Raw genomic sequence first — 24,377 nt, 5'->3', positions numbered from 1 at the left:
CTCTGACTCATAAAAAGTTAAGCGCTTTTGGGTGGTGCGCTTCTTTTTTTATTTTTGACGCGCAATTGATGATATTCATGATGATAGTCAATAATCCCCCAGCCATTGAGCGAATCATTAATAAAATGGACTTTTAAAATTTTTCCCTTTGCTTTCAAAATCTAAAATACAAAATGGCATCGTGATCAAAAATCAGGCATTTACAAGCTTGCTTTTTGCTTCTATATTTGAATTATGTACAGTATTCAATAGAGAGAATTTTATGAGTCATGGTGGTAAACGACTGGGGGCTGGTCGTCCTAAAGGGTCAAACAGTTGGGGTGAGTCTACCAAAGCAATTCGAGTACCCCAATCTAGAGTTGATGACATTAAAGCCTTTCTTGAAGGAGGTCTAAACTATACCCTACCCCTTTACAGTTGCAAAGTCCGAGCAGGATTCCCCTCCCCTGCCGATGACTACATTGAATCGCGTCTTGATTTGAATGAGCATTTGATTAAACACCCTGCAGCCACATTCTTTGTGATTGCCTCCGGCGATTCCATGTTACACGCAGGGATTCAATCTGGCGACATGCTCATTGTCGATAAAAGTTTAAACGCCACGCATGGTAAAATTGTCATTGCAGCTATTGATGGTGAGCTGACCGTTAAAAGGCTTTCTCGCGCGAATGGGAAAGTACAACTCCTTCCTGAAAATGATAAATACCCCCCTATTGATATTACTAATGACCAGGATTTAGTCATTTGGGGTGTGGTAACGCATGTCATTCATCAGGCTGAATAAATCATGTATGCGTTGATTGACTGTAACAATTTTTATGCAAGTTGCGAGCGCTTGTTTCGACCTGATTTGAGAGACAAGCCAATTATTGTGCTCTCGAATAACGATGGGTGCGTCATAGCTCGCTCCAATGAGGCCAAGGCGCTAGGGATTAAGATGGGCGCGCCCTACTTTGAGGTGAAAGGCATTTGCAAACAGTATAAAGTCCATACTTTTTCTTCCAACTACACGCTCTATGGCGACTTGTCTAACCGCGTCATGTCGGTGATTGAGGAAGAATGGAATGACGTTGAAATCTACTCCATTGATGAGGCCTTTCTTGATTTACGAACAATGCCAGAATCTTTGCACGATTCTTTTTGCGCCAACTTACAAAAGAAAATTTTAAAAGCAACAGGAATTCCTACCTCTATTGGGATTGGGCAAACCAAAACACTCGCAAAAATTGCGAATCACTTGTGTAAAAAAGAATTAAAAATCCCTGTTTTTAATGTGAGCAATCAACGCCAATGGTTGAAGAGAATAAGTGTTGGCGATGTTTGGGGGGTTGGCAGGCAATGGGAAAAAAAATTAGTACAGCAAGGAATTCATACAGCCTATGATTTAGCAGCGATGAATCCTCATCACTTAAAAAAACAATTTAATGTCGTACTAATGCGCACTGCCATGGAGTTACAAGGCATTCCCTGTATGGCACTTGAAGAAGAAAGTCTTAAAAAAAGTATCATGTCGTCTAAGAGTTTTGGTGACATGCAAACCGACTTTGTCTTTCTCGCACAAGCCATCAGCTCCCATTGTGCAAGAGCCTATGAAAAACTTCGAAGCCAAAATCTTGTTGTCCAATATCTTTACGTGTTCGTTCGAACCAATCCATTTCGACAAGACTTACCGCAATACGCGAATAGTATTCAATTTAAACTGGTTAATCCGACCGATGATTTAAGGTTAATAACACGCATTGCCAAACGATGTCTTAAAAAGATTTTTAAACCAGGGTATCACTATAAAAAAGTTGGTGTTTGTTTAGAAGAGTTAATACTAAAGAATCCTCGACAGTTAGACCTATTCCATCAGCCATCGGATGAATCATTGATTAAAAAAGACCAGTTAATGCAACTTTTTGATAGAATTAACTTTAAATTTGGACGGCATACCATAAAACTCGCCGCAGAAGGAACCAGTAAACCCTGGGCGATGCGTGCTGAAATGCGCTCACCCTGCTACACCACCCAGTGGTCTCAATTACCCCTTATTAGAAATGGTACCTGAACAGACGAAGACGCGTTAATTCACAAGAACTCGCCCTACCCCTTCATGAATAATTTCAGTGGGTCATTGAGAGTAAGACAGGCCTTTAACTGTTCAGTCATGGTCACCAGTTTTTGTTTCGCCAGCTGATTAGATGGCGTTGGATTATGCGCGCTCACAGCCGTTGCCTTCTCTTGTAAATCCTCTATCGGTATAAGGAGGGTTTCCTCAATATCGTTGTTGCCCTTACCGCCCAATAATTCTGTAATGGTTTTGTAATGACTCATTTTCTAGAAACGATTTTTTTTATTCTCTAACGGGCAGATTAGCATTGATTTATTAAGAAAAAATTAAGAAAAGTAGGCTTGCCGAGGCCTTGTTTTTAAGAGAAAACCAGACCTCGGCGTTGCATGTTTCAGAGTGATGGGAAGACACTCCGCAAGCTCATCGTGCATCTCAGTCTGACCCTATGGAAGGCTTGCCCTTTTGATTGAATTGAGGTAGAAAGCCCAGCAAGTGCATTGAATAGGTAAGGATTTATCATGGAAGTTCTTGAAACAAATAAAGCCAGTACGCTCTCAGCAGCTGTGACAACGTTGATTAATACGCATCTGGAAGCCATGGGCAAACAGAAGATAGAAAACCTCTATGCGCTCGTCATGGAAGCCATTGAGCCTCCCTTATTTAAAGCCGTGCTGGAACATTCGCATTATAATCAATCAAAAGCGGCAAAGCGCTTAGGACTTAGTCGGGGAACATTCCGAACCCGACTGGAAGCCTACTTTGGCGACGCTTATGTCGGCAAGCGTTCAAAGGTGGATGATGACGACACTCTTTGACGCAGCCTTAAAACATTTATCATCCCGCCATTGCAGTGAGCGGGAACTTTATAGGCTTTTGGAGAAAGAGTTTTCTGCTCATCCTGACCTTGAAAACGCAATCACCCAAACACTTGCAAGGCTTCGAGAGCTGCACCTCATTAATGATGAGCGTATTGCAGAAAGCTTAAGCCTTCGGTATCGTCATAAAGGAAATCGGTTTATCCGCAATGTGCTTCGTCAAAAAGACTTATCGGATGAACTCATTGAGAAGACATTAGCTCAATGCGGCGATGAATATGAGCGAGCTTTGGAAGTCCTGCATAAGAAGCTCTATTCCATCTACCGGACACCGGATAAAAAAACAATGTCACGCCTGTATTCATTTTTATCCAGTCGTGGTTTTTCGCAAGACGTGATTCATCAAGCGATTAACAACTTGCAGGAAGACGGAATCATGTCAGAGTAAGGCGATAAGTGATGATTAAATCCGAACTAATTAAAACCATTGCCAAAAAAATGACCCACCTGTCAGAACAACGAGTCGAAGAAGCCGTTAATCTGATTCTTACCTCCATGAGCGACGCCCTTCAAAATGGACAGCGCATTGACATCAGGGATTTTGGTGCTTGGACAGTTCGAGCGATGCCCGCACGAAAAGCATTTAATCCCAAAACAGGGGAAAAGACCGAAGTACCCTCCAAAAGCAAAGTACATTTCAAACCAGGGCTTGGACTCAAAAAGCGTCTTATTGAATCGCAAGGGCGAGTGGCGATTGAGGCTGACTGATTATTGAACTGCAATCGCAGAAATCGCTTACCTCTTTTTTCCCAATTGTCTTAACGATTGGTGATTACCTCTGTCTCCCTAACAACGCGGTTTAAGAAGGACAGCATGACTCAGGATGTAGATGGGGCTGGCAGCCTGCTACACCACCCCACTCTGCTTTGTAGGGCAGGTAAACTCATGACCTTAATTGTTTAGGATAAAAGAAGAAACCATCTTAAGGAAATGAACTTCCTGCTCTCGCGATTATAGCAAGAGAGCCCATTGACTCAATCGTTTAACCAATCGGATAGACAGACCGGTTTTTATCACGACCCTACTGATTTTGTTATCCCTGATTAATCAGGATTGACAGCCTGTTTTAGTTTGCTATGCTTGTCGCCGACTGCCGATTACAGGGATTCGTTGTGGCAAGAATTTCTATTGTCAGCAGAAGGAGTTTGTTCATGCGTCATTTACCCCATCCTTTTTGGTTTTCTTCCCCATTTCTTGTTTACTCCCCAGCGGCTAAAGACACGTCCACCTGTTGATATTGATTTTATTTTTTTAACAGAAAAGGAGTGGCAATGCCTATTTTAGAAGTGGTAGCAGGTGGTTATTTAGTCGGCAAAGGCGCGATGATTATGAGCGCCACGTTAGGTGGCGGACTCGTCATGGTCGGGAATTATTTCTTTGGCAGGCAATCAACCAATGATAAGGAAGCGCTTGAGCGCTTAACAGTGATTAAAGAAACAAGGGAGCAGTCACGAGTGCAGAATTTAAATGAGATAGTCGAGGAACTTGAACAAAGAAAGAGCCACCTGGATGAGGAGTCCCTCAAGCATCGTCAACAAATTGTAGAGATTACTGAAGGTTTTGACAAAGACAAAACCCTCATTGATGAGCATACGGAACATCTAGGAAAAACCAACTCTGACCTTGAGCAGTGTATAAAAGAACAACAGGCCATGCTTGTGTCCTTACAACAGTCATTTAAGGAGAAGATGGACGCCTTTGACCAAGCCCAAAAAGAGCTCCTGGAGTCCAAAGCACGGTTTGAAAAAAATTCCGAGGAATTGGCACAAGCAAGAGAGGAAGCGACACGCTCAAACGAAGCGCTTATCCAGATTAAGGCAGAATTAAGTTTACTGGCTCAAGAAAACAGAGAAAAACAAACAAAAATAACCGCGCTTGAAGAAAGTGTTGAGTTATTAGGTCAGAGCCTTGAACAAAATGAAACAAGACTGGAGCAGGCTCTCTTAAGAAATAAAGCTTTGGTTGATACGAACTCGAGCTTAACTGCAAGAACTCAAACCTATAAAGAAATGATTAAATCATTGACCCAAGAGCTTGAACAAGCAAAGGAAAACCCCGAATCCAGCCCAAAGACATCCCCATCAACCCAACGGTTTTTCAGTTAAGGGAACCTTTGCTTAATTAGGAGAGAAATGATGCCAGGATTAGAAAAAATCAAGAATGAGGAAACCAGTGTAGACCGCGAACAAGAAGATATTCATGGTTTAAAGCGTCGCACCAAACAACAGTTAGACCTGTTAAAAAAACAAACCGAGCGTTTGGAATTATTTAAGCCCGACATCGATTTGGTGATGCAATGGTATGAAATAAAAAGCAGCCAGTTTTCAAAGCTTGCTTATTACTATGGACAGCAGAGTTGGTACCAAAGGCAGATATTGCACGGCGAGGTTATCGCAGGTGCAGTTGTTTTGGGATTTGCCGTCCATGCACTTGCCTTTTTTGTCCTTATTGCAGCTTATTACAAGGGGGCATCCCTTCTTGCAGATCACTATGCAATCGAAGAGACCAATAAAGAAGCCATGAAGCAAAGTCTTGCCAAACTTGGCGAAGGCTTAGAGCAATCCATTAAATCCTTTAATGAGATGGAAACGAAGCTTGATAAAGCGTTTACAGCCATGGAAGAACAAAATGAGCAATTATCCTCTTCCATTTCTGATTTAAATAAACAGGCATTGACGCTTCATGCTCAGCTAATCCTTCTCGAAGAAACAGTAAAGAATTTACAGGAACAGCAGAAGCGGGTTTTATCCACGACAGATAAAATGGAAAGCTCAGGCGATAGGCTTGGAAAAGAGATTGACTCACTGTCTTCGCTTATCCTGGAGAGAAAGTCAGCCCTTGATTTAGTGACAGCAACCATCGATTCGGTGCTAAGAGAGTCCGTCACGATTAAGAAAGAAGTCTCGCAAGCAGTGTCTGCTATTCAGGAAGAAGGCCTAACTTCCAAAGTGCAGATTGAAAAATGTGACCGGCTTCAATTGAAAGTGCATGATCACCTATTAAAGTCACAGTCTATTGGCAATAAAATGGATGAACAATTAAAGACCAGCGACTTTATTCTTACCGTAATGGAGGAATCAAGCAACGATGAGGATGAAATTCTTTTAAGAGCACAGCGCGCCCTATCCAAATCAACCGCTCAGCGACAATTAGTTGCCAAAGAGGAAGTTGCACCCAGCACAGTAGTCTTTCGCTGACTATCCACATCTATGCACAGTCTTATCCACTGAAAATGTGGATAAGATTCATGCCGTACAAAATAAATTTCGCCATTATCCCGTCAATTGTGCATAAATTGCTTTTGAAAGCCCCTTAACTCGGCGCTTGTTACGACGCAAATTGTTTTATCAGGCACAACGCTGTGCACCAGCTAAATACTGACCTCCCTCATCCTCTTGTTCAATAAGGAATTGCTGATGCCATAAACTTTCAAGCTCATTTCTGAGCCTTTGAATGTTGTTGCGAAGCTCAAATAAGATTTCCTCAGAAGACTCCTGATAGAGTCGCTTGGTTAGCTCATCTATCATGGCACTTTTTTCACCCATTTGAGCTTCCAGTTGAATCAGCCGTTCATCCGTTTGACAAAAGTCGAGCCCAGAGCCTTGGCGGATTTCATTTGCCTTTTCTCGTTGCCAGTTTTGCTCTCGTAATTTGAGTTTGTCTTGAAAAGACTGACCTAAGTAAAAGTATTTATAAAAGCCTTTAGGCGTTCGCCAGTGATTGGTGCGAATCATCTTGGAGAGAATATTGTTTCGGTGTTTAAAGCACCTCACCTTGGGTAGATAAAATTCAATGTTTAACAGGGCGTATAAGTATTCAGCCGCCAATTGGGCGGGTGCAGAGAATTGTTTTTGGTGTTCGAAGGTTAAATTAAAAAAGGTACCAAGCACTAGTTTTTTGACCGAATCAGGAATTTCTTCCTTGATCTCTGTAAGTAACCATTTTTGAATGGATTCATATTGTTTGTTAAGTCGTTGTAGGGTTGCTTTATCCACAGAGCACGTGATTTCTTTAAAACTAATAGTATTAATAAAAGAAGAAGGATAAAGATCTCTTATATATGATCCCCTCATAATGAGGGAATCAGTCCCCTCATTTATTTCTAAATTTTTACAGGTTGGTCGTGTATTATCTAAATCCCCTGGGCATTCCTGTGGAGCGCTCTTAGTTTCCTTAATGGGTTCTTCTGTTTGATTGGGCGATACTACAGTTGACGTTCCATTAGATTGAAGCAAAGTGAGAAGTTTGTCAGTGATATGAATGTAAGTGCCTTTTTTAACCTCAAAACCGCCCTGCTCTTTTGTTCGACTGTAGAGTGCTTGTCTTCGCTCAATAAATCCAGCGTCATTTAATTCTTTGATATAGCGCTCCAAGGTACTTTTTGGAATACCGGTGTCTGCGACAATTTGATCATAAGGCTTCATGAACCACTTTTGCTCAGAACCCTTTAATTTGTACTGGCTGGTTTGCCATCCAAGAAGGATGTAGTCCATCAGCTGAGCCTTTCGTGCGGATGGGATCACTTTAATAAGATTTTTAAATCTTGAGTGAAAAATTGAACAAAGGTTCCCCATAGATAAATATCCTTATCTTTATTGTTTTTTTTAGGGAACGGGACTAAAATAGAAAACGAAGTACGAAAGAACAATCGCTCGCAATGATGTTCTTAAAGATTTAGTCTCGTTCGAAGCTAATCAGTATGGGGTATAGGAAGTTGGCTGACTTTCTATACCCTTTTTATTTTATAGCACCCTTTATTTTTTCATTTTATGTTATCTCTATAAATATTATTGTTTTTGTTAGGAGATAATACTCAATACAACATACTCTCGATACCACATTCTGGATCGAAAATTTTTATAGATCAATAGATTTTTAAAAATGATTAAAAAAAACCGCAATAGCTTATAATCGTGCTATATCAAAGTATTTTGCTTGTTTAACCCGATTTAATATAAGGGTCTTTGTCTTAGACTAGATATCTAGTTTACTTTTTCAATTTAATAAAAATAAATACTCAATACAGTATTGAGATATGTTGACTATTAAGAGGTAATCAATTAAATTTTTAATGCTATATCAACAGACGGATACATATAATGAAAAAGAAAAAGCCAAAAATTTTAGTTGTAGCAAACAATAAGGGTGGTGTGGGTAAGAGTTTAATCAGTCAGTTAATTGCAACTTATATAGCCTTTAAAAAAAATAAAAAGGTTCTAGCCCTTGATTTTGATCCTCAAGGCAATATGTCGTATAGGTTTCTTAGAGATACAAGAATTCGAGATATGTCGAGTTATAAACCACCTATGCATCCGGAATACGATCCTAATGATCCTGAGGATGAAGGTTGGGATGGTCGATCCTCTGCCTTAGATATGTGGACTGAAAATCCAGTTGTGCCTTATCCAACTGATTTGGAAAATTTAGAAATTCTACCTAGTGATGCTGGCTTAATAAAAGATATTGAAGCGTTTGAATATAGTGATAGTTTAGAAAGTATTGTTCAGCGCGCTTATGATTTTTTTGCTATGGATGATTTTATAGAATGCGGTTATGATTTGATTATTATTGATACACCACCAGCTAAAGGTCCGTTAACTCAGAGTGCTATTCGGGCAGCAACCCATATTTTAATTCCGCTAGAGTTGAGTAACAAATCTCTACAGGGGTTGGCAGGTATGGTAGATTTGGTTAATCGTCAGAATGTTTATCGACCAGCAAATGAACAAGCTAAAATAATCGGACTCTTAAAAAACAAAGTCGATTACAATAAAAGAACTCCTCAGACCAGAATTATAGACACTATCAAGTCTAATCTTATGTTATCCAAGCTATTAATTGATGATATAGAAATCCATGACTCTCCTAGAGCTGTAGATATAGATGAAGATCAAGCGCCTATTACTGCGCCATACACGGAATTGAAAGATAATGATAGATTTGCCATTGAAGCCATTACATTAGGCGAATTTGTTTACGACAAAGTGTTAGGAGAAAAAGAAAATGTCAATCAAGAAGAAAATAACAAAGAATTCACTTACGTCTAATAAAATAAATAAACCGGATACTGTTACTCGAGCGGGTATTACTGCAAATCTAAAGTTTACAAGGGGGAAGCAGCTTGTGGAGCATTCTCCTTTTTCACTTATTCCTGATCCCTATAACCCTAGACCAGGAGAGATTATTGATGAGTCTTGGTTAAAGAATCATTTGTACCTTGGTACGGATAAGTCTTTGTGTGGTGTTTCAGAGGAAACTGGAGAGTATGTTATTCCTGATTATAATCAGTTAGATTGCGGTCTTAATGAAAACCTGGAGGAAAGTTATAATTTTTTGAGAGACCTCGCTTTTTCAATTAGAACTGATGGATTGATTGAACCAATAGAAATATTTTTGGCAGATCGTTTTAATGATCCTGATTATTTTATTCACTCTGATTTGGATTATGGATATGTAATTTTAGAAGGGCATCAAAGAAGATTGGCTGCAATGATGGCCGGAGTTCCTACAGTTACATGTATAGAAATTACTGACGAAAGCATACTTGTAAAACTTAAAGTTAAACATAGAAAACTGAGAAGGCAATTATCGGAAAATAATTTAAGAAAAGGATTAACTGTCGCTCAGAATTTTTTAATTACACAAGAGCTATTGTCTGATTCAAAAGGAAAATCACTCAGTAACAAGGAATTATCTAATATTATTGGATTGAATGAAGGTATTGTAAGTGCATTGAGATCAATATGTACAAATCCATCAAACTATCCTCCCATATTCTTATCCAGGATTAAAGATAATAGCTTAACTTTCAAAATGATTAGAATTTTGGTTCCAAAGACTTATAACGAAATTGAGTTAGCTTTAAATGGTGAAGAAAAATTCAAGAATACGACTGGAAAAAAGGTTAAACCCAGAGGCAAGCAGGGTGGTGCGGTTAAAAAATCAGCGACCTTTAAGGTGCGAGACCCGAATGAATCTAAATTATTACAACATCTACTACTTTCCAGATTTCCCGAAATCAAACATTTTGAAAACGAATATGAAGGATTTAAGAGTCTTGAAGGTATCTTAAATAAAATTAAAGAGATGGCATTAAAAGAAATAGTATGACCAAGGTCATAATCATGGTAACTATATGAAAAATAACAATAAAAATTCATTTTTTGATTTTTTTGATTCTTGGTAAGGATAGGTCATGCTAGAAAAAAGAAAAACTAAGAAGTTGTTTTTTCAAACATATCAAAAAAAGGAAAAATGGCTTGTTTGTATTAGATTTCCAAAAGATATTAAAGAAAAACTAAAACGACAAGCAGAAACCGATTATAAAGGAAGAGGGAAACAATCTTTACTAATTGAAGATGCAGTTAAATATTATCTTTATACTCTTTCTGACATAAAATGGGCGGAATATGAAAAGGATCCGGATTATGCTGAGTTGATAGATGACATCTATGAAGGACTAAATCAGGGGCCTCTAGAAGGAGCTACGCAAGTATTTTTTACAGATGAAATTAAAAACAGAATATTGGAGCTTGAGAAAAAAATCAAATTAACAAAGCCATTGATGAAAGATGTTAGAACAGGATTAATTAGAAAAGCTGTATCTATACGTCTTAGCGTTGGTGATAAGTCTTTTTTTGATTCTATTATGAACATGGAAAAATAAGTTGAAATATGTATAAAGCAAGTCCAACATTCTGTAAAAATCCAGAATCTGTTGTTCAGATACTGAACGAACAAAGCAAATATTACAATTTGCTTATAGATAAAAGGGATATGATATTGACCTTTGTAAATTAGAGCTTCCTTTTGGATTAACACAACATCATATTCTTTAGGAAAGATATTCTTTGTCTTTACTAGGCTCAATTAATATTCAATATATCTAATATAGATTCATTTAAACTTAAACATAAGGCAGAAAACTAGTTTCATCTAACTTATAGAATAGAAGTTAAAATTGAAAAACAAATTCTTTTCAAAGTTGTTGATTTTTAACCCAAGTATATTTGCAGCTTCTACAACCGAATTTTTGGGGCTATTGTCCAAATAAGGTATAATGGAACAAAGGAAACCATATAAGCTACTAGAGGAGTTGCCGTTGAAAAAAAGTATAAATCGGATTTTAACTACGCACGTAGGAAGTTTGCCCCGATGCGAAGAGCTATCCCAACTCCTGATAGAACAAGAACGAGAAAATTTAACATCTCATGAGATTTTGAATCGAGAAATCGAAAAAGGAATGGAAAGAGTCATCACTAAACAACTTATGGCTGGCATCGATATAGGAAATGATGGAGAGCAATATCGAGTAGGGTTTCAAACCTACATCCCTCAGCGCATTCAAGGTTTTAGTGGGGAAAGTAAGCGTCAGTTAAGTATCGAGCTTTCGGAGTTTCCTGATTACACAGTGCCTTTGCTTCAAAAAAAATTCCCACGAGGAAAGATTGCGAATTGCCCACACTGTACAGCTATGCTCAACTATCAGCCAAATCCGTGTACTGAAGAATGTGAAATGTTCATAAGGGCAATGAAAAAAAGTCCTCTGCAATTCACTCAAACATTTATGACGGCTCCTTCACCGGGCATTATCGCTACAACAATGCATAATGAGTTTTATGATACCTACGAAAACTATTTATTTTCGCTAGCGGATCAAATTAGACAAGAATATGAATTGATTCATGCGCATGGTTTTCTGCTACAAATCGATGCTCCCGATCTATTAATGGAGCGGCATATGGAATTTCACAATTTGTCGTTAAGTGAATATCGCAAGCGAGCAGAGCTTCATGTGGAGGCTATAAATAGAGCCCTCACCAATATTCCTCGGGACGATGTTAGATTACATACGTGTTGGGGTAATTATGAAGGTCCTCATATTTTCGATGTAGAACTCAAAGATATTATTGATATTGTCTATCAGGCCAAAGTTGGTGCTATCAGCATTGCTTTAGCAAATCCTCGTCATCAACATGAATATAAGATTTTTAAAGACTATCCATTACCAGATTCGATGATTTTAATTCCTGGCGTGATTGATACCACTACTTGCTATGTAGAGCATCCTGAGTTGATTGCAGATAGAATTTGTCTTGCAATCCAAACTGTTGGTGATCCTTCCCTCATCATCGCTGGTTGTGACTGTGGTTTTGAAACATTTGTTGATTGGGCTATGGTTCCAGAGAGCATTGTATGGAAAAAGCTAGAAGCATTAAGCGAAGGAGCCAAAATAGCTACGAAACGAATTTGGCCTTTAGGTCAGCATAATATCTCTCAAATCTAACAAAGATACCTCTTGCGTATCTTTGTTAGAATTTTCGGTAGGTAACAGGTGTTTTTTAGTTGCTATTTGAATTCTTTATTTTAATAAAAACTCAGATAGAAGGTGGGGTGGTGTACTCAAAATAAATGAATATAGCTCTTTATATATGTTTGCCCGTTTTTTAAGAACATTACTTGCAAAATTAACGTCTGTATGTTTGCCGGCAATGTTTAGAATTATCCTTGTATCATCACTATTTTTTACACAAAATCCTATACCGTGTGTTATATCCTTATATTTTCGAATATCATCCAGTGCTTTCGCCTCCTCTGTTTGAGGTGAATATAAGTCCCAAACTACTGTAAAGGAATTTTTATGTAAATTCATTTGGTTGTTGGCTTCACTTAATAAATGACAATGCTTGTATAATCCTGTAGTTGTAAATTCATCTGCCCAATCTATATCACTTGATTTAGAATAAATTATTTCGTTATTTTCATTGAAAAGTAACAAAGATAGGTATGTTGCTCCAACATTTATGAGCTCATTATTCATTTGCCAGAATTTTTTATCAGCCTCTATGGTCTTCTTATTAACCATTGAATTTTCCCTAAAGCTTCAACATGCTCAATTTCGATAAATTCTACAGTTTTATCAAAATTTTTAATACTAATTTGGTTTATACATTCCTTTAAAATCCCAACCATTAAGCCTGTAACTCGTTTTTTAAGGAAAATTAGCTCACCCTGCAAAGAAGATAATTCTGCACTTTCTATTATATTGACACCGCCCATGTAGTCACCATATTTAATAAAAGGCGACATTAGGTTGTTTTTGACTTGTCCAAAAATGAAATATTTAACTTGTCTATTTATATCTAGTAATTTTTCTTGAGCAATACTATCAAAATCTAATTCATCAAATTGATCACTTTTTAAGAGTAAAGGTGGAGAGCCAGCCCCATCTTTCAACCAGCTTTCCGTGACAAATAGACCCTGTGCATGAAAGAATTCTATCAGCGAGAGCAATTTTTTGATTGGTATCTTGCCCGTATCTAATTCCCACCTAGCTAAAGTTGGAATAGAAGCAGCTCCCCACTTTTCAGCAAGCTCCTTTCTAGTTAAGCACAGAGACGATCTGCAATATGTAATTCGATCGCCGATTGTATTATTTATAACGTTTGTCATATTCTAATGAATATTTAAATTCAATGAGATAAGATGTTAGCATATAGGCCTTGGTTTTACGAAAATGAACTGTTAGGATCATATTCTTTTCATGTTTTTAAATAGTTCTTTCAATAAAAAATATTTTATCAACCCTACCTTGTGTTTATATCAGTCAACTGCAAAGTCAGATAATAGTATTTTGTTGTTGAACAGAATCGTCTCTTTAGCCAATAACTTGTTCAATAACCTCAGGAATACTCAATTTATTACCGTTTGTAGCCTTTGTATTTACGCAAGTAGCATTAAAAATTGCTCTTAAAATCACCTTACCATCCACAGTCTTTATATCTTGCCTATGGGACCAGTGAAAAGGTAATTCTCCATTAGATATCTCACTTGTTACTATAAATTTCTCATTAGCTAAAAGGGAGTTTTTAAATTTCATTGTACAAGACGTAATCACCAAATTTAAGCCCATTTCAGCAAACGATGTATGATTAATGCCCAAAGCATCTCCATGTTTATGTCGAGCATGGGAAAGATAAATCATGTAGTTAGAATTATTTACGATACCTTGAGCATCTAATTCATTATCTCTAACTTCCATTTCAATCGAAAATTTTTTCATAGTAACTAACCCTAGTTTAAAACGATATATTGATATCATATAATATTTTATATATGATATGCGCATATCAAATAAATGATAACATATGCTCATTTTAGAGGTAACTGAAGTTTGAAGCAAATAAGAATTTCAGGCAAATGAATAGCTAATAAAAAAACAGAATAAGGATTGGTTTTTTTAAACGACAAGGTTAGGTGTTCTGATGGTAATGGTTCCGTTCCTAAAAAAAATTTATTTTTTCTTAAAGGGAAATTATACGTCGTTTGATAATGTATTGTCTAAATATGTATCATATAAAATTGTCGATTTCAGAAAAGGAAAATATATAGTTCAGTGCGTCAATACAAAATCTACTTTCCAGACTTCTATATCCGACATTATTTTTGATTTAGATATTCTATATAGTCTTCATCCACTACAGTCTTGCTACATAGGAATTGAGTTCGCATTCTATCTAAAAAAGAATAATCTAGATGTTTCAAATTATCAGAAGCGCATAAAAAAGGCTCATCATGATTATGGTATATACAGAATTAAATACCAAGATAGGAAAGGGGATTATTGTTATGTTGATCTCCTTTCTTATGAAGAAAATGTAGAAGACCCACGTGAAATAGCTTTTTCAGAAATCAAGATTAGCAAATTTAGTGCAGAAGAGGCGTTTTATATTGGTTTAAATGCTGGATTAAAAATTATTGATAAATATTTTAATGCTACAAAAAAAGCCAATGTAATTCCCTTTAAAAAGGTGTATTAAAATGGCCAATATATCATTCGATAATGAACAAATTAATTTGCACAAAAATAATTCTTATTCCGTAACTAATAATCCATTAGGTTATCAGTGCCTTGTTCTGTTGAGTATGCTGTATGTTGCCTTAATGTTATGCAACGCAATTTTAACTAATCGATATTTAGGTGGGGATAATCTCTATGTATTAGGAGGTACTTTGACCTCGCCATTTGTTTTTTTATTAGATAACGTAATAGCTGAATTATATGGATTTAAAATGACAAGGAGCGTTATTTTTTTTGGGATTATTGCTCAAAGTTTTTTTGTAGTGATATGTTTACTGGTAACCCATGCACCGCAACCTTCCTTTTTTACAGGCAATGAATCTTACAGTCAAATATTAGGTTGGCCTTTATTACGCATTCATCTAAGCGGATGTATTGCTTATTTGTTTGCCATGCTTCTTAATTCAAGAATTTTGACTCAGTGGAAAGTTTTGCACAAAGGTGAAAAATTTTGGCTGCGTTGTTTAGGAGCATGTACCATCTCGGAAGCTCTGTATTCTTTTATTGCTATTTTACTGATGGAGTTGAATTCAATCCCGTTAGGATATATTTTGAAAGTCGTAGTTATAAGTTATCTGATTAAAATGGGATATAACCTAATCTTATCGTTTCCATCCCAATTACTAGTCAATCATATTCGTAATATTACTGGCATTGATGTTTATGATTTTGATGTTCGATTCACACCTATTGCATATCAACAAATATATAGAGGATAGATGATTATGTTAGCGAAAATTGTTTCTGGTGGGCAAACTGGTGTAGATAGAGCAGCCTTGGATACAGCCATTGATCTAGGTGTTGAGTATGGAGGTTGGTGTCCTAAAGGGAGACTAGATGAAAATGGAACTATCCCGAGTAAGTATAAAAATTTAACAGAACTTGATGGCACGTTTTCAAGCGAGAAAGAGAATTATGATGCACGGACAAAGAAAAACATTAAAGATTCAGATGGTACGTTGATTTTGGTCCCTTCTTTACCATTGCCAGAAAGAATTAAAGACGGCACTTTGTTAACCATTGAAGTTGTCTCCTCTAGTAAAAAACCCTATTATATTGTCGACCTTTCTGCTGGAAAAACAGCAATCGAAGCATGTATGGAATGGATTGCAGATAACGATATTAATACCTTAAACGTTGCTGGTCCACGTGAGTCAAATAGCCCTGGAATATATAATCTATCGTCCTCATTTCTTAATGACTTAATTCCCCAATTAATTAAATCTCCCAGTTGTATATGTTGTTAGTTATATTTATAGATTCTTATAATCCCTCATCTTGTGTAGTGATGGGGGGTTAAAATTAATCTTTATTTCCTTGCATGAAAAACTGTAAGAATAATGACTCCTACAATTGTATGTATCTGATCATCATAAAAAATAATATCTGAATCAGAAATAATGGGTTGCAAAATCCACTTAGGATACTCAATTACAACTTCTCTTAGAAAAACTTCATTAGTATTTTTAATCTTAATTAAAACGAGATCGCCATCAATGGGGGATTCACTTGGATTAACAATAAATAATGTGCCTATAGGAAATCGTGATTGCATAGAAGGCCTACTCTCTAATGCAAAACATTCCCTGTTAATTTGTCTATTGAAGCAAGGATACCAATCTTCCCAATTTGAAAAATCCATCTCCGAAATAGAATTCATAGCTCCAACTTTGTTCCAATCAAGAATCGGTACAAAGGTTGGAATATTTTTTTCCATTACTTTAATAGGAAGCTGATTATTTTCCTCCATAAGATAATCGATACTAACGCCAAAATAATCTGCAATTTGTTTCAATGTTGAAATACGTGGATCTTCTGTTTCTCCTGAAATAACTCTTCGAACTGTCATAACAGATGTGTTCAACGATCTAGCAATTTCAGCTTCAGTAACTCCGCGCAATTTCATTAGGGCTCTCAGATTGTGAGCGATGAGTTGGGCTTCTGATTCCACCCTATTAAGTTTTGCTTTTTTCATTTCGTATCAAAATTGTTAAAAGACTAGTTTAAAGGAACTATGCTTTGTCTTCAAATTATCTTATTAGTTATTATAAAAGCATCAAACAAACAAATATGAAAAATCAAATAACAAATATGTTGATTGAATTTAACAAATTTGTTATAAAATGCTAAGTTCAATGACTTTATGGTTAAAATATTGTGGAGCAAATAGTTAATTACAATAAAGCTCGGATGGAAATCGAGGCAATATTCAACGGGCTTCCACATGTCCATACAACGCTTATCAAATCGCTGATAACACTAGCTAATCCTGAAACAGGAGTGGTGGAGAATTTATCCTATCGGGACTTAGCTATATTATTGTCAGTTCATCACGCGCCAGGAAGACGGGGAGCAGGTATCCCCAAAAAAGAAACCATTCGGAGTTATTTTAGAACGATAGCTGAAAACCATCCTGATGATTTCAGGCTGATTTCTCAAGGACAAAAGCTGAAATGTCATTTCCCCAAAATGCCTGCTATTTATGCACATTTTATCACTCAGGAAAAACTACACACAGTTCAACATAGTTATATAGACCCATCAAATTATAAAGAAAGCTTTGATACATCAGGGGAAAGCAAGAGAGGATCAAGCATGCAGTTACTCTGTGAGTGCCCCACAGAAGAGAAAAAAAGTTCAACTGCAAAGAATATAAATATTAATAATATAAATAATAACAACAATAAGGCATGGCTTAACAAGCAGCCAATCACTCGTTCGTTCACACCCACCAGGGAGACGATTGAGACAGCCCACGCACTTGGCTTTCATGATGCCCATAAGCCCGAAGTCATTGCTGATTTCATTGCAAAAAACAAAGCCTGGGGTTCAGCTTTTGCCGATTACCAGCCGGTTTATTTGAATTTTTTAGTTCGTCGAGCTGAGCGCTTACAACTAAACAAAAAAACACAACCACCATCATCAGGGAGAGATTTTCATGCAGACAGCCGTCAACCCAAAGCCCGTTCACTCACTCCTTCAGAGCGTGTTATCCGAGCCTATGCCAGCGAGTTTGACTACTGCGAGCGAACAGGGCAATTCTTCGACAAAGGCAGTCTTACCCAAAGCATTGATGGCTTTGTTATGGAAGCAGCTCTCTGACATTTACGGCGCAAGATTTACCCATGCTCACGGGGAGAGTGATGCCTCTGGTGTGTGGTATCAAGCGCTTAACGATTTAAGCCGCGATGATCTTCGTCATGGCCTTCATGCTCTTTACCGCGATAGCCGCTTTGAAACCTGGCCGCCGAACTGTACTCAGTTCCGCCACCTTTGTTTAAAACGAGCAGGGGAGGGGGTACCTACGGTTCATGAAGCGTTTCGAGAAGTCCAGGCTCATTTACTTTTTCCAAGCCGCACCCGTTGGTCGCATCTTGTGGTCAAGCATTCGCTGGTACGAGCCGGTGTGGCTTTTATGGATAAAGCACCCGTCCATCAGGCCTTTACAGTCTTTAAAAACGTCTATGAGGAACTTTGCAGGCAGGTAGCAGACGGTATCTTGTTGACTGATGTGCCAGAGACAGCGCTTTCTCCCATCAGAACGAAACGAAACCCTATTCCCAACCTTAAATCATTACTGAGGACTGCCTGATGAGCAACTTACTCTTTGACGCCGAAACACCGGAAGAGTTGCTTGAGTTATTTCGCCTATCAGGTCGTACCTTATGGCGTGCCTGGGATAAAACCCAGCACCCTGATTTATGGCTTGCCTGGGAAAAAATCGTAGAGGCCTGCCAGCTGCTGTATCGCTGTGAAGCGAAGCCTCACGTTCATTAAAACTACTGATTGGAGACAGGGATGTTAAAGAAGCTCAAAGGGAACGTAGAAAGAGGTTTAGTAACCCCTCTGATGGCTCAGGTGTTGTGCCTGCATGGGGTATTTGCAGGATTAGGTCTGATGATGCTGGTAGCAATTCATTAATAAAGGAGCAATTAAATGTTGATTGTAAAAAGAAGGCCAGGGGAGTCAATTCGCATAGGCGATGAGATTGAAGTTCAAATAAGAGCGATTGAAGGCAATACCGTGACGATAGTCATTCTTACTGAGCATGCGGTGCCTATAAGAGGGGAAATTATCCAACGACTACATGGTGCAAAAGAAGGGCGTCTTTTCAGAGCTGCTAATGAGAGCCGGATTTAATAATAAATAAACAAGGAATTATGATGAAACATGACACTACAAAATCCTTCATTCAATGGACGCTGTTAGGTTCAACCGCAGTCTTTCTAATGAGTTGTGCTGCCACTCAAACGGTGCTTGAGCATGGCAAAATGACGACTGACACAAAACTCAGTAAAACCATTTTTCTAGACCCCGTCGCTCCAAGTCAAAAGACGATTTTCATTGCGGTGAAGAATACCTCACAGGAGCGTTTAGACCTTGCCAAACCCCTGGCTGACTCTTTAAAGGCACAGGGTTATCAGGTAGTTAATAATCCAAAGAATGCTCATTACCTCTTACAGGCCAATATTCTTAAAGTCGGCAAGATGAGCGTGGCTGCAAGTCAGACTGCTTTAGGCGGTGGCTTTGGTTCGGCCTTGGCTGGTGCTGGAACCGGTGCTGCTTTGGGGGCTTTATCCCACAATGGTAACACCATCCTTGCAGGGGGACTTGCAGGCGGTGTGATAGGCCTTGCCGCGGATTCACTGGTTAAAGATGTTAATTACACGCTAATCACCGATGTACAGATTTCAGAGCGTGCAGGAAAGGGTGCAAAGGTTCGCGAGCAGTTTCGTTCCTCCCTTGATAATGGCACAGCGTCCGGTACCTATCAGATATCGACTAAAGACAGTGACTTTTTACGCTACCGCACCCGTATCGTTTCCAATGCGGACAAAGTGAATTTGACCTTTGCTGAGGCTAAATCTGCTTTGGAGCAGGGACTAGTAAGAACATTAACAGGAATTTTCTAAGCAGTACTTTAACAGGAGGTTATCCAATGAAACGACTTGTTTTACCCCTTGCAGGATGTTTAGTTGCCGGCAGCGTACTGGCTTTTCCTGAGCGTCCTGCGATTGAGCAGGCTTTAAAGGAGACAGCTCAAGCTTTGACCTCGCTTTCCCATCAAACCCTGGAATCACCCTGCCAGGGTGATATTGAGATTGCAGCCGCTTATTTAAAAGCCGCTGCGATGAAAGTCCATTATCAACGCTTCGTTTTGGCGCTGACCGACTTAGGTTATAGCCAGAATGAGTTGCAGGCCATTGCAGGAAGCCGAGACTGGTGTAAAAACATCGCGGTTAACGCCGTCCCTTTTATTAATCAGGTGCGCGACATAAAGGCGCAGGTTGAAATATTAAGCAGGGTGCAGGAATGAAACAGTTCGCTAAAAATGCTTTACAACAGGGGTGTCGTCATCTCGCTTGCTCAGCAGGCTTTTTTCTTCATTCGCTATTTCTCTTGGTTGGCGTTTGGGCACTTTTTCTTGTGCTGGGTGCTTTGATGATGCTTGCGACCACACCGGATGCCTTGCTGACAGAGCGCATGACCCGACTAATCCTTCATTTCAAGCCAACCTCGGCAATGGTAATGGTGCTAATTCTTGGCTGCCTCTCTTTAGCATTCTGGCAGTGGATTAATTTATCAATAAGCCGAAAAGGGAAATCATGAAAAAAATCAGTTTATCCGTGGTGTTGATGCTCGTACTGAAGATGGGGATTGCAGCACCGCTGACAGAAAGCGTGCAGGCAGAGAATGCCTTGTCGATGTTTAACCGCGTCAGGGAGGTCATGACAGGAAGCCCCCTCTACGCCGCACTTGTGATGCTAAATGAGCAGCTGCCTTCCTTTGCCCATGCAGCAGAATACGTCACTTTTTTAAGCCTGCTCTCTGAAAATAATCAAAAGCTCGATGCTCTGTTGGCCGAGATTAAAACAGGCAATGAACGGCTGGCAGCCATTCATGAGGCACTGACAAAAACCAGCTAAATCCATTTTAAAAACCATCGGTGTTTTTTAAACCCGCGAGGGTTGACGGAAGTTTTTTAATTAAAAAAAGGAAAAAACGATGAAAATTGTAGAAGTAGCAAACCGATTGAGCATTCTTTGCTTTATTAAAAGTCAGCAGTTTATGCCTCTGATTGTCCTTGGTCTTATTGTCAATGCCCTTCTTTGCGGCCAGAGTTTTGCCGATGGGACGGGAACTAATCACTTGGGTGGACTTAAGTCTGACATCAGTGCCACCTTTGGTAAGGGCTCGGATACTCAATATTTTATCCTGCTGGCTGAGGGATTGGCGGGTGCCTATGCCTACATCAAAACCAAAAACATTGTGGTGCTGGGCGGGCTTCCGGTGCTGATGGCTTTTACTCATTGGGCACTTAAATAATGGCACGCCACTACAAAACCTTTCTCCTTTCAGAGGAGCCGAAACTGGCCGGCATTCCGATAACCACCGCCATACCGGTCTTTTTGCTGACAACGATTGGCCTTTTTGCAGGCTACGCCTTTGAGCTTTTTATCATTGGCGCGGCATTAAGTCTTGTCATGCATTACCGCTTTGGCGGGTTTCCGCTGCGCTTTTTTCTGGCAAGTCTTTACTGGGGATTGCCGCACAGGATGAGTTCGCTCCTGTTTCGTGCTTTTCCTGATTCTTCCAACCGATTGTACACCCGGTGAGCCATGGACATTCTTTATCGTGATGACGTCATTGCCCGAACCCGCCTGCTTCTCAAGTGGGTGCTGGGCTGGGCAATTTCTTCAAGCCTTGCGGTGGTGGCCTTGAGTCTTCTTTGCGCCTATGTCGTGAAGCATAGGCAAACCCACTGGCTACCACTCTGCACGGGAAGTGAATTTAACATTGGAGAGACAGCCTATTCGCCAGGCTATTTAAAAGACCTCGCTTTGAAAGTGATTGACTTACGCCTGACTTATTCACCCGACACCATCGAGGCAAGGGTGGAGCAGCTTGTTCATTTAATTCCGGCAGATTTTCAGCGGCACTTTAAGCGCCGGCTTGAAGAGGAAGTAAGAACCGTGCAGGAAAAAAACATTTCCAGTGTGTTTTATGCTGATGTCGACCATATTGAAATCGACATCAGCCATCATCAGGGACGTGTAGCAGGGGTATTACATCGAACCAGTCATGGTCTGCCGCTTAAAGAAGAGCGAAAAACCTACCTGCTTCAGTTTGCACTGAAGTCAGGTCTTCTCATGCTGCAATCCATTAAGGAGGTTAGTGAATGAAATCCTTGTCTAAATCAGTAGGACTAATGCTGATATCAGCCTCACTTTGGGCGGGTAGCGCACCCGTAGCGCTTCCCTTTGCGGAAGGGGAGCAGTTTGAGGTGGCCTTATCAAGCCTTAATTTTAACCGCATTTTTGTTGAAGGCGAAAAAATTGTACAACTGGCTTACCCTGAAAATGCCTTTACAGTGAATAAGACCGCAGGCAGCACAGGGGAGATGGATAGTTCGGCTTATTTAAAGCCGATGGCAGACATTCCCCTGACTGTTTTTTTTGTGACCGATGCGAATCATCATTTCTCCTTAACCATCAGACCGCAAGAGACAGAGGGTAAAACAATACGTCTGGTACACAAGGGCATGACAATAAAGACCGCCTTTAAACACCCTGAAGCAGGCAATGAGGCAGAGGAGGTGATAGAACGATTAATGGCAGGCGACATTCCAGAGGGGTTTAAGGCAAAGCCCACTCCGACACGGCCTTTTTATGTCAACAAAATCTTGAAGTTAAACCTTAAGAAGGCGTTTGAGCATCAGGGGATGTCAGCCTACATCTATACCATTGAGAACAAATCAAACGCGATTCAGGCGCTTAATACCGCCCTGTTCGCCAATCAATCCGCCCTGTCGCTTCGTCTGTCAAAAGAAGCCATTGCACCCGGTGAAACGGCCTTGCTCTATGGGCTTTATCAGGAGGTCGGTTAAATGAAGGCCTTGTTCAGCAAACTTAAAACGCTCACAAAAGGGCGGCGTAATCTCAATGGCGAGGCCAAAAAAGAACAGCTTAAAAACGCGCTGGCGCTGTTATTCATTGCCCTCTTATCGGTGGGATTTTATGCCTTTACCAAAAGCTCGCCAGCGCCAAAAATTAAGCGGCCGCCGGCTTTTGATGGGGTTTTTGATAAATCCTTTAACCAACGAAGCGATGAGGCATTGCTTCTAAGGCAACAGCACCAGATTGATAAACTAACAGCGAGGATGAAAAAAAAGGAAGAGAAGGAGACAGTGGCTCCTGCCGCCACAATGGATGAGGAGACGAAAGCCTTAATCAAAAGCATGAATGAGCAACTGGCTTCCCTGAAAGAAGAAAACCTCAAAATCAATGAAAAGCTGCAATTCGCACTGCTTAAAACCGCATCCTCGTCATCCATGGCAGGCATTGCGGCACGACCTCCAACTAAAGAGGAAATGGAGGCACGAAAAAAAGCCAAATTACAGCAGCAACGCGATTATTACGCCCATGCTGGCCTTGAAACAGTGCGCTTGTTAGTTAATAAAAACAAGGAAGAACATACCCCTGACAATTATGTTTGGGCAGGTACCTTTGTGGAGGGTGTGATGCTCACCGGTGTTTTAGGGGATGCCGGCATTAATGGCTCTAAAAACATGGGAACCGCCTTAATTCGTCTGGTCTCTAACGGCATTATGCCCAATAACCAGTTCTCTCATTTAAAAGATTGCTCAGCCTTAGTCTCAACCTACGGGGATTTATCGGCAAGTTCTGTTGTCCTGCATCTGGAAACCTTATCCTGTGCGGGCAAGCGCTTAAACTTTGAACAGAAAGTGTATGGCACCGTGTTTGACTTAGATGCCATGCAGGATTTACGCGGCACCTCCGTTCTTAAAACCAAACCCCTGCTTAATTACACCGCAGCTGCCGGCATGCTGGCAGGCATTGGCGATGGCTTAAAAAACTATGGCTCGGCACAAACGATTAACAGCAATGGATCGATTACCACGTTTTCCCCTCGCGCCATTGGACAGTCCGCGGCTGGCGGGGCAATCACCAACCCTGCCAATAAAATTTCGGATTATGTGATGAAAATTGCGGACTTATACCATCCTCTGGTGGTTGCCAAGGCAGGGCGGCGGGTTTCAGTGCTTTTTACTAAGGGGTTTTGGATTGACAAAGAGCATCAGGTCTATGAATCAGGAAAAGCCTTTGAAGAGGCTCGCGAGGAGCCCTCGGTAACAACCACAATAAGCCGTACATCCACTGAATCACAAGACTCTATGGATGCTAATAATAATCACGAACAGGGCTCTCTCTGGCCTAATTCCGAGCCTGCTGCTGAGCAGGTCTTTTTAGGCAAAAGCCAACCGGAATTAAGCGAGCCGCTTTTTTCACCCATTCAGAAGGAAACTAGCCATGGTTAAGCCCATTTTTCTGACAGCCCTCCTGCTCACAACGCTGACTGGTTGCGGCCATTCCATTCTAGATGAATCCGATGGCCGCTGCCCCTTTAAGGACAGAGGCGGCTGTCAAAGCATGGAGCGGGTGAATGAGATGGTGACAGCAAGGCGCTTTACACCCGATGGCCAGTTTGTTCAGCAGGCCGATACCGTCAGAGCCATTGCTCTTAAGCCCGGCTGTTGTGTAAACCAGCCATGGAAACAATGAATCAT

35 protein-coding genes are annotated in these 24,377 nt (G+C 39.9%); 29 read left to right on the top strand and 6 right to left on the bottom strand.

Translation table 11 applies throughout. The features are described from left to right. Positions 1 to 262 precede the first annotated feature (262 nt). Both DYC89_RS16215 and DYC89_RS16210 read left to right on the top strand, forming a co-directional pair. On the top strand, positions 263 to 784 hold the full coding sequence (locus DYC89_RS16215; protein WP_115222935.1) for a LexA family protein: 522 nt from the start codon (positions 263 to 265) through the stop codon (positions 782 to 784). 3 nt (positions 785 to 787) lie between these two features. Further along, a complete protein-coding gene (locus DYC89_RS16210; RefSeq protein WP_115222933.1) occupies positions 788 to 2,050 on the top strand; it encodes a Y-family DNA polymerase in 1,263 nt (420 codons plus the stop codon). A 35-nt stretch (positions 2,051 to 2,085) separates the two neighbouring features. Here the strand turns inward: DYC89_RS16210 and DYC89_RS16205 are convergent, their stop codons facing one another. Then, positions 2,086 to 2,316 carry a hypothetical protein gene (locus DYC89_RS16205; RefSeq protein ID WP_115222931.1) on the bottom strand — a complete coding sequence of 77 codons (231 nt, stop codon included), beginning with the start codon at positions 2,314 to 2,316 and terminating at the stop codon, positions 2,086 to 2,088. Positions 2,317 to 2,571: 255 nt separating this feature from the next. On the opposite strand from DYC89_RS16205, the gene DYC89_RS16200 reads away from it, so the two are divergent. The 5 genes from DYC89_RS16200 to DYC89_RS16180 all read left to right on the top strand — a co-directional run bounded on the left by DYC89_RS16200 (position 2,572) and on the right by DYC89_RS16180 (position 6,125). Beyond that, positions 2,572 to 2,868: a helix-turn-helix domain-containing protein gene (locus tag DYC89_RS16200; protein ID WP_115222929.1), complete on the top strand. Its 297-nt coding sequence runs from the start codon at positions 2,572 to 2,574 to the stop codon at positions 2,866 to 2,868. Then, positions 2,849 to 3,316: a regulatory protein RecX gene (locus tag DYC89_RS16195; RefSeq protein WP_181879471.1), complete on the top strand. Its 468-nt coding sequence runs from the start codon at positions 2,849 to 2,851 to the stop codon at positions 3,314 to 3,316. Before DYC89_RS16200 ends, DYC89_RS16195 begins: the two co-directional genes overlap by 20 nt. 11 nt (positions 3,317 to 3,327) lie before the next feature. Continuing rightward, positions 3,328 to 3,636 carry an HU family DNA-binding protein gene (locus DYC89_RS16190; RefSeq protein ID WP_115222925.1) on the top strand — a complete coding sequence of 103 codons (309 nt, stop codon included), beginning with the start codon at positions 3,328 to 3,330 and terminating at the stop codon, positions 3,634 to 3,636. Positions 3,637 to 4,199: 563 nt separating this feature from the next. Continuing rightward, a complete protein-coding gene (locus tag DYC89_RS16185) occupies positions 4,200 to 5,033 on the top strand; it encodes a hypothetical protein (protein ID WP_115222923.1) in 834 nt (277 codons plus the stop codon). A gap of 27 nt (positions 5,034 to 5,060) precedes the next feature. Then, complete coding sequence (locus DYC89_RS16180; protein ID WP_147285523.1) at positions 5,061 to 6,125, top strand: hypothetical protein; 1,065 nt, start codon at positions 5,061 to 5,063, stop codon at positions 6,123 to 6,125. 150 nt (positions 6,126 to 6,275) lie between these two features. Here the strand turns inward: DYC89_RS16180 and DYC89_RS16175 are convergent, their stop codons facing one another. Continuing rightward, complete coding sequence (locus DYC89_RS16175; protein WP_245954088.1) at positions 6,276 to 7,421, bottom strand: hypothetical protein; 1,146 nt, start codon at positions 7,419 to 7,421, stop codon at positions 6,276 to 6,278. 606 nt (positions 7,422 to 8,027) lie between these two features. On the opposite strand from DYC89_RS16175, the gene DYC89_RS16170 reads away from it, so the two are divergent. The 4 genes from DYC89_RS16170 (at position 8,028) to DYC89_RS16155 (ending at position 12,214) form a co-directional block, all read left to right on the top strand. Continuing rightward, entirely contained in the window at positions 8,028 to 8,975 is a 948-nt protein-coding gene (locus DYC89_RS16170) for a ParA family protein (RefSeq protein WP_115222919.1), read from the top strand. After that, the gene (locus DYC89_RS16165) at positions 8,932 to 10,038 is read left to right on the top strand and encodes a ParB/RepB/Spo0J family partition protein (RefSeq protein WP_115222918.1); all 1,107 of its coding nucleotides are present in this window, start codon (positions 8,932 to 8,934) and stop codon (positions 10,036 to 10,038) included. The genes DYC89_RS16170 and DYC89_RS16165 overlap by 44 nt, the downstream gene beginning before the upstream one ends. 85 nt (positions 10,039 to 10,123) lie before the next feature. Next, the gene (locus DYC89_RS16160) at positions 10,124 to 10,594 is read left to right on the top strand and encodes a hypothetical protein (RefSeq protein ID WP_115222917.1); all 471 of its coding nucleotides are present in this window, start codon (positions 10,124 to 10,126) and stop codon (positions 10,592 to 10,594) included. Between the two features lie 435 nt (positions 10,595 to 11,029). After that, positions 11,030 to 12,214, top strand: a complete 1,185-nt coding sequence (locus tag DYC89_RS16155; RefSeq protein ID WP_181879470.1) for a methionine synthase — start codon at positions 11,030 to 11,032, stop codon at positions 12,212 to 12,214. Positions 12,215 to 12,289: 75 nt separating this feature from the next. On the opposite strand, the gene DYC89_RS16150 is transcribed toward DYC89_RS16155, so the two are convergent. The 3 genes from DYC89_RS16150 to DYC89_RS16140 form a co-directional block, all read right to left on the bottom strand. After that, a complete protein-coding gene (locus DYC89_RS16150; protein ID WP_115222915.1) occupies positions 12,290 to 12,793 on the bottom strand; it encodes a hypothetical protein in 504 nt (167 codons plus the stop codon). Continuing rightward, positions 12,772 to 13,380 carry a hypothetical protein gene (locus DYC89_RS16145; RefSeq protein WP_115222914.1) on the bottom strand — a complete coding sequence of 203 codons (609 nt, stop codon included), beginning with the start codon at positions 13,378 to 13,380 and terminating at the stop codon, positions 12,772 to 12,774. The genes DYC89_RS16150 and DYC89_RS16145 overlap by 22 nt, the downstream gene beginning before the upstream one ends. Before the next feature lie 205 nt (positions 13,381 to 13,585). Next, positions 13,586 to 13,990, bottom strand: a complete 405-nt coding sequence (locus tag DYC89_RS16140; protein ID WP_181879469.1) for an acyl-CoA thioesterase — start codon at positions 13,988 to 13,990, stop codon at positions 13,586 to 13,588. A 202-nt stretch (positions 13,991 to 14,192) separates the two neighbouring features. Between DYC89_RS16140 and DYC89_RS16135 the strand changes: the two genes are divergently transcribed. Genes DYC89_RS16135 through DYC89_RS16125 form a run of 3 tightly spaced genes read left to right on the top strand, consistent with a single transcriptional unit; the run spans position 14,193 to position 16,035 of the window. Then, positions 14,193 to 14,747, top strand: a complete 555-nt coding sequence (locus DYC89_RS16135) for a hypothetical protein (RefSeq protein ID WP_115222912.1) — start codon at positions 14,193 to 14,195, stop codon at positions 14,745 to 14,747. A 1-nt stretch (position 14,748) separates the two neighbouring features. After that, the gene (locus tag DYC89_RS16130; RefSeq protein ID WP_115222911.1) at positions 14,749 to 15,507 is read left to right on the top strand and encodes a queuosine precursor transporter; all 759 of its coding nucleotides are present in this window, start codon (positions 14,749 to 14,751) and stop codon (positions 15,505 to 15,507) included. A gap of 6 nt (positions 15,508 to 15,513) precedes the next feature. After that, positions 15,514 to 16,035 carry a putative molybdenum carrier protein gene (locus DYC89_RS16125; protein ID WP_220271797.1) on the top strand — a complete coding sequence of 174 codons (522 nt, stop codon included), beginning with the start codon at positions 15,514 to 15,516 and terminating at the stop codon, positions 16,033 to 16,035. 62 nt (positions 16,036 to 16,097) lie between these two features. On the opposite strand, the gene DYC89_RS16120 is transcribed toward DYC89_RS16125, so the two are convergent. Continuing rightward, positions 16,098 to 16,763, bottom strand: coding sequence for an XRE family transcriptional regulator (locus tag DYC89_RS16120; RefSeq protein WP_115222909.1), 666 nt, complete (start codon positions 16,761 to 16,763; stop codon positions 16,098 to 16,100). Positions 16,764 to 16,978: 215 nt separating this feature from the next. On the opposite strand from DYC89_RS16120, the gene DYC89_RS16115 reads away from it, so the two are divergent. From DYC89_RS16115 to DYC89_RS16050, 15 genes are all read left to right on the top strand, one after another. Then, positions 16,979 to 17,890 carry a hypothetical protein gene (locus DYC89_RS16115; protein WP_115222908.1) on the top strand — a complete coding sequence of 304 codons (912 nt, stop codon included), beginning with the start codon at positions 16,979 to 16,981 and terminating at the stop codon, positions 17,888 to 17,890. Next, on the top strand, positions 17,862 to 18,380 hold the full coding sequence (locus DYC89_RS16110) for a hypothetical protein (RefSeq protein ID WP_115222907.1): 519 nt from the start codon (positions 17,862 to 17,864) through the stop codon (positions 18,378 to 18,380). The genes DYC89_RS16115 and DYC89_RS16110 overlap by 29 nt, the downstream gene beginning before the upstream one ends. After that, positions 18,380 to 18,565: a hypothetical protein gene (locus tag DYC89_RS16105; RefSeq protein ID WP_115222906.1), complete on the top strand. Its 186-nt coding sequence runs from the start codon at positions 18,380 to 18,382 to the stop codon at positions 18,563 to 18,565. Before DYC89_RS16110 ends, DYC89_RS16105 begins: the two co-directional genes overlap by 1 nt. A gap of 21 nt (positions 18,566 to 18,586) precedes the next feature. Then, complete coding sequence (locus DYC89_RS16870) at positions 18,587 to 18,709, top strand: hypothetical protein (protein WP_281271396.1); 123 nt, start codon at positions 18,587 to 18,589, stop codon at positions 18,707 to 18,709. Positions 18,710 to 18,724: 15 nt separating this feature from the next. Next, the gene (locus tag DYC89_RS16100) at positions 18,725 to 18,928 is read left to right on the top strand and encodes a carbon storage regulator (RefSeq protein WP_115222905.1); all 204 of its coding nucleotides are present in this window, start codon (positions 18,725 to 18,727) and stop codon (positions 18,926 to 18,928) included. A gap of 20 nt (positions 18,929 to 18,948) precedes the next feature. Next, complete coding sequence (locus DYC89_RS16095; protein ID WP_342767890.1) at positions 18,949 to 19,701, top strand: complement resistance protein TraT; 753 nt, start codon at positions 18,949 to 18,951, stop codon at positions 19,699 to 19,701. 26 nt (positions 19,702 to 19,727) lie between these two features. Continuing rightward, entirely contained in the window at positions 19,728 to 20,105 is a 378-nt protein-coding gene (locus DYC89_RS16090; protein ID WP_115222903.1) for a hypothetical protein, read from the top strand. Then, positions 20,102 to 20,398 (top strand): hypothetical protein, encoded by a 297-nt coding sequence (locus tag DYC89_RS16085; protein WP_115222902.1) that lies wholly within the window; start codon positions 20,102 to 20,104, stop codon positions 20,396 to 20,398. The genes DYC89_RS16090 and DYC89_RS16085 overlap by 4 nt, the downstream gene beginning before the upstream one ends. Continuing rightward, positions 20,395 to 20,715, top strand: coding sequence for a hypothetical protein (locus DYC89_RS16080; RefSeq protein WP_115222901.1), 321 nt, complete (start codon positions 20,395 to 20,397; stop codon positions 20,713 to 20,715). The genes DYC89_RS16085 and DYC89_RS16080 overlap by 4 nt, the downstream gene beginning before the upstream one ends. A gap of 79 nt (positions 20,716 to 20,794) precedes the next feature. Beyond that, a complete protein-coding gene (locus tag DYC89_RS16075; RefSeq protein ID WP_115222900.1) occupies positions 20,795 to 21,115 on the top strand; it encodes a type IV conjugative transfer system pilin TraA in 321 nt (106 codons plus the stop codon). Beyond that, entirely contained in the window at positions 21,115 to 21,405 is a 291-nt protein-coding gene (traL, locus tag DYC89_RS16070) for a type IV conjugative transfer system protein TraL (protein ID WP_115222899.1), read from the top strand. The genes DYC89_RS16075 and traL overlap by 1 nt, the downstream gene beginning before the upstream one ends. Positions 21,406 to 21,408: 3 nt before the next feature. Further along, positions 21,409 to 21,972, top strand: coding sequence for a TraE/TraK family type IV conjugative transfer system protein (locus DYC89_RS16065; protein WP_115222898.1), 564 nt, complete (start codon positions 21,409 to 21,411; stop codon positions 21,970 to 21,972). Next, a complete protein-coding gene (traK, locus tag DYC89_RS16060) occupies positions 21,969 to 22,676 on the top strand; it encodes a type-F conjugative transfer system secretin TraK (protein ID WP_115222897.1) in 708 nt (235 codons plus the stop codon). Before DYC89_RS16065 ends, traK begins: the two co-directional genes overlap by 4 nt. Beyond that, complete coding sequence (locus DYC89_RS16055) at positions 22,677 to 24,128, top strand: TraB/VirB10 family protein (RefSeq protein WP_115222896.1); 1,452 nt, start codon at positions 22,677 to 22,679, stop codon at positions 24,126 to 24,128. Next, complete coding sequence (locus DYC89_RS16050) at positions 24,121 to 24,372, top strand: type IV conjugative transfer system protein TraV (RefSeq protein ID WP_245954087.1); 252 nt, start codon at positions 24,121 to 24,123, stop codon at positions 24,370 to 24,372. Before DYC89_RS16055 ends, DYC89_RS16050 begins: the two co-directional genes overlap by 8 nt. Positions 24,373 to 24,377: the final 5 nt, after the last annotated feature.

Source organism: Legionella donaldsonii, assembly GCF_900452385.1.
Taxonomy (GTDB): domain Bacteria; phylum Pseudomonadota; class Gammaproteobacteria; order Legionellales; family Legionellaceae; genus Tatlockia; species Tatlockia donaldsonii.
Note: the sequence above shows the minus strand (reverse complement) of the source record. Positions and strands in the feature narration are given on the sequence as shown.

What these genes read in the sequence shown, in the direction of transcription:
- DYC89_RS16215 (WP_115222935.1), top strand. Translation starts at nt 263, where the DNA reads ATGAGTCATGGTGGTAAACGACTGGGGGCTGGTCGTCCTAAAGGGTCA.
- DYC89_RS16210 (WP_115222933.1), top strand. Translation starts at nt 788, where the DNA reads ATGTATGCGTTGATTGACTGTAACAATTTTTATGCAAGTTGCGAGCGC.
- DYC89_RS16205 (WP_115222931.1), bottom strand. Translation starts at nt 2,316, where the DNA reads ATGAGTCATTACAAAACCATTACAGAATTATTGGGCGGTAAGGGCAAC.
- DYC89_RS16200 (WP_115222929.1), top strand. Translation starts at nt 2,572, where the DNA reads ATGGAAGTTCTTGAAACAAATAAAGCCAGTACGCTCTCAGCAGCTGTG.
- DYC89_RS16195 (WP_181879471.1), top strand. Translation starts at nt 2,849, where the DNA reads ATGATGACGACACTCTTTGACGCAGCCTTAAAACATTTATCATCCCGC.
- DYC89_RS16190 (WP_115222925.1), top strand. Translation starts at nt 3,328, where the DNA reads ATGATTAAATCCGAACTAATTAAAACCATTGCCAAAAAAATGACCCAC.
- DYC89_RS16185 (WP_115222923.1), top strand. Translation starts at nt 4,200, where the DNA reads ATGCCTATTTTAGAAGTGGTAGCAGGTGGTTATTTAGTCGGCAAAGGC.
- DYC89_RS16180 (WP_147285523.1), top strand. Translation starts at nt 5,061, where the DNA reads ATGATGCCAGGATTAGAAAAAATCAAGAATGAGGAAACCAGTGTAGAC.
- DYC89_RS16175 (WP_245954088.1), bottom strand. Translation starts at nt 7,421, where the DNA reads ATGGACTACATCCTTCTTGGATGGCAAACCAGCCAGTACAAATTAAAG.
- DYC89_RS16170 (WP_115222919.1), top strand. Translation starts at nt 8,028, where the DNA reads ATGAAAAAGAAAAAGCCAAAAATTTTAGTTGTAGCAAACAATAAGGGT.
- DYC89_RS16165 (WP_115222918.1), top strand. Translation starts at nt 8,932, where the DNA reads ATGTCAATCAAGAAGAAAATAACAAAGAATTCACTTACGTCTAATAAA.
- DYC89_RS16160 (WP_115222917.1), top strand. Translation starts at nt 10,124, where the DNA reads ATGCTAGAAAAAAGAAAAACTAAGAAGTTGTTTTTTCAAACATATCAA.
- DYC89_RS16150 (WP_115222915.1), bottom strand. Translation starts at nt 12,793, where the DNA reads ATGGTTAATAAGAAGACCATAGAGGCTGATAAAAAATTCTGGCAAATG.
- DYC89_RS16145 (WP_115222914.1), bottom strand. Translation starts at nt 13,380, where the DNA reads ATGACAAACGTTATAAATAATACAATCGGCGATCGAATTACATATTGC.
- DYC89_RS16140 (WP_181879469.1), bottom strand. Translation starts at nt 13,990, where the DNA reads ATGAAAAAATTTTCGATTGAAATGGAAGTTAGAGATAATGAATTAGAT.
- DYC89_RS16135 (WP_115222912.1), top strand. Translation starts at nt 14,193, where the DNA reads ATGGTAATGGTTCCGTTCCTAAAAAAAATTTATTTTTTCTTAAAGGGA.
- DYC89_RS16130 (WP_115222911.1), top strand. Translation starts at nt 14,749, where the DNA reads ATGGCCAATATATCATTCGATAATGAACAAATTAATTTGCACAAAAAT.
- DYC89_RS16125 (WP_220271797.1), top strand. Translation starts at nt 15,514, where the DNA reads ATGTTAGCGAAAATTGTTTCTGGTGGGCAAACTGGTGTAGATAGAGCA.
- DYC89_RS16120 (WP_115222909.1), bottom strand. Translation starts at nt 16,763, where the DNA reads ATGAAAAAAGCAAAACTTAATAGGGTGGAATCAGAAGCCCAACTCATC.
- DYC89_RS16115 (WP_115222908.1), top strand. Translation starts at nt 16,979, where the DNA reads ATGGAAATCGAGGCAATATTCAACGGGCTTCCACATGTCCATACAACG.
- DYC89_RS16110 (WP_115222907.1), top strand. Translation starts at nt 17,862, where the DNA reads ATGGCTTTGTTATGGAAGCAGCTCTCTGACATTTACGGCGCAAGATTT.
- DYC89_RS16105 (WP_115222906.1), top strand. Translation starts at nt 18,380, where the DNA reads ATGAGCAACTTACTCTTTGACGCCGAAACACCGGAAGAGTTGCTTGAG.
- DYC89_RS16870 (WP_281271396.1), top strand. Translation starts at nt 18,587, where the DNA reads ATGTTAAAGAAGCTCAAAGGGAACGTAGAAAGAGGTTTAGTAACCCCT.
- DYC89_RS16100 (WP_115222905.1), top strand. Translation starts at nt 18,725, where the DNA reads ATGTTGATTGTAAAAAGAAGGCCAGGGGAGTCAATTCGCATAGGCGAT.
- DYC89_RS16095 (WP_342767890.1), top strand. Translation starts at nt 18,949, where the DNA reads ATGATGAAACATGACACTACAAAATCCTTCATTCAATGGACGCTGTTA.
- DYC89_RS16090 (WP_115222903.1), top strand. Translation starts at nt 19,728, where the DNA reads ATGAAACGACTTGTTTTACCCCTTGCAGGATGTTTAGTTGCCGGCAGC.
- DYC89_RS16085 (WP_115222902.1), top strand. Translation starts at nt 20,102, where the DNA reads ATGAAACAGTTCGCTAAAAATGCTTTACAACAGGGGTGTCGTCATCTC.
- DYC89_RS16080 (WP_115222901.1), top strand. Translation starts at nt 20,395, where the DNA reads ATGAAAAAAATCAGTTTATCCGTGGTGTTGATGCTCGTACTGAAGATG.
- DYC89_RS16075 (WP_115222900.1), top strand. Translation starts at nt 20,795, where the DNA reads ATGAAAATTGTAGAAGTAGCAAACCGATTGAGCATTCTTTGCTTTATT.
- traL (WP_115222899.1), top strand. Translation starts at nt 21,115, where the DNA reads ATGGCACGCCACTACAAAACCTTTCTCCTTTCAGAGGAGCCGAAACTG.
- DYC89_RS16065 (WP_115222898.1), top strand. Translation starts at nt 21,409, where the DNA reads ATGGACATTCTTTATCGTGATGACGTCATTGCCCGAACCCGCCTGCTT.
- traK (WP_115222897.1), top strand. Translation starts at nt 21,969, where the DNA reads ATGAAATCCTTGTCTAAATCAGTAGGACTAATGCTGATATCAGCCTCA.
- DYC89_RS16055 (WP_115222896.1), top strand. Translation starts at nt 22,677, where the DNA reads ATGAAGGCCTTGTTCAGCAAACTTAAAACGCTCACAAAAGGGCGGCGT.
- DYC89_RS16050 (WP_245954087.1), top strand. Translation starts at nt 24,121, where the DNA reads ATGGTTAAGCCCATTTTTCTGACAGCCCTCCTGCTCACAACGCTGACT.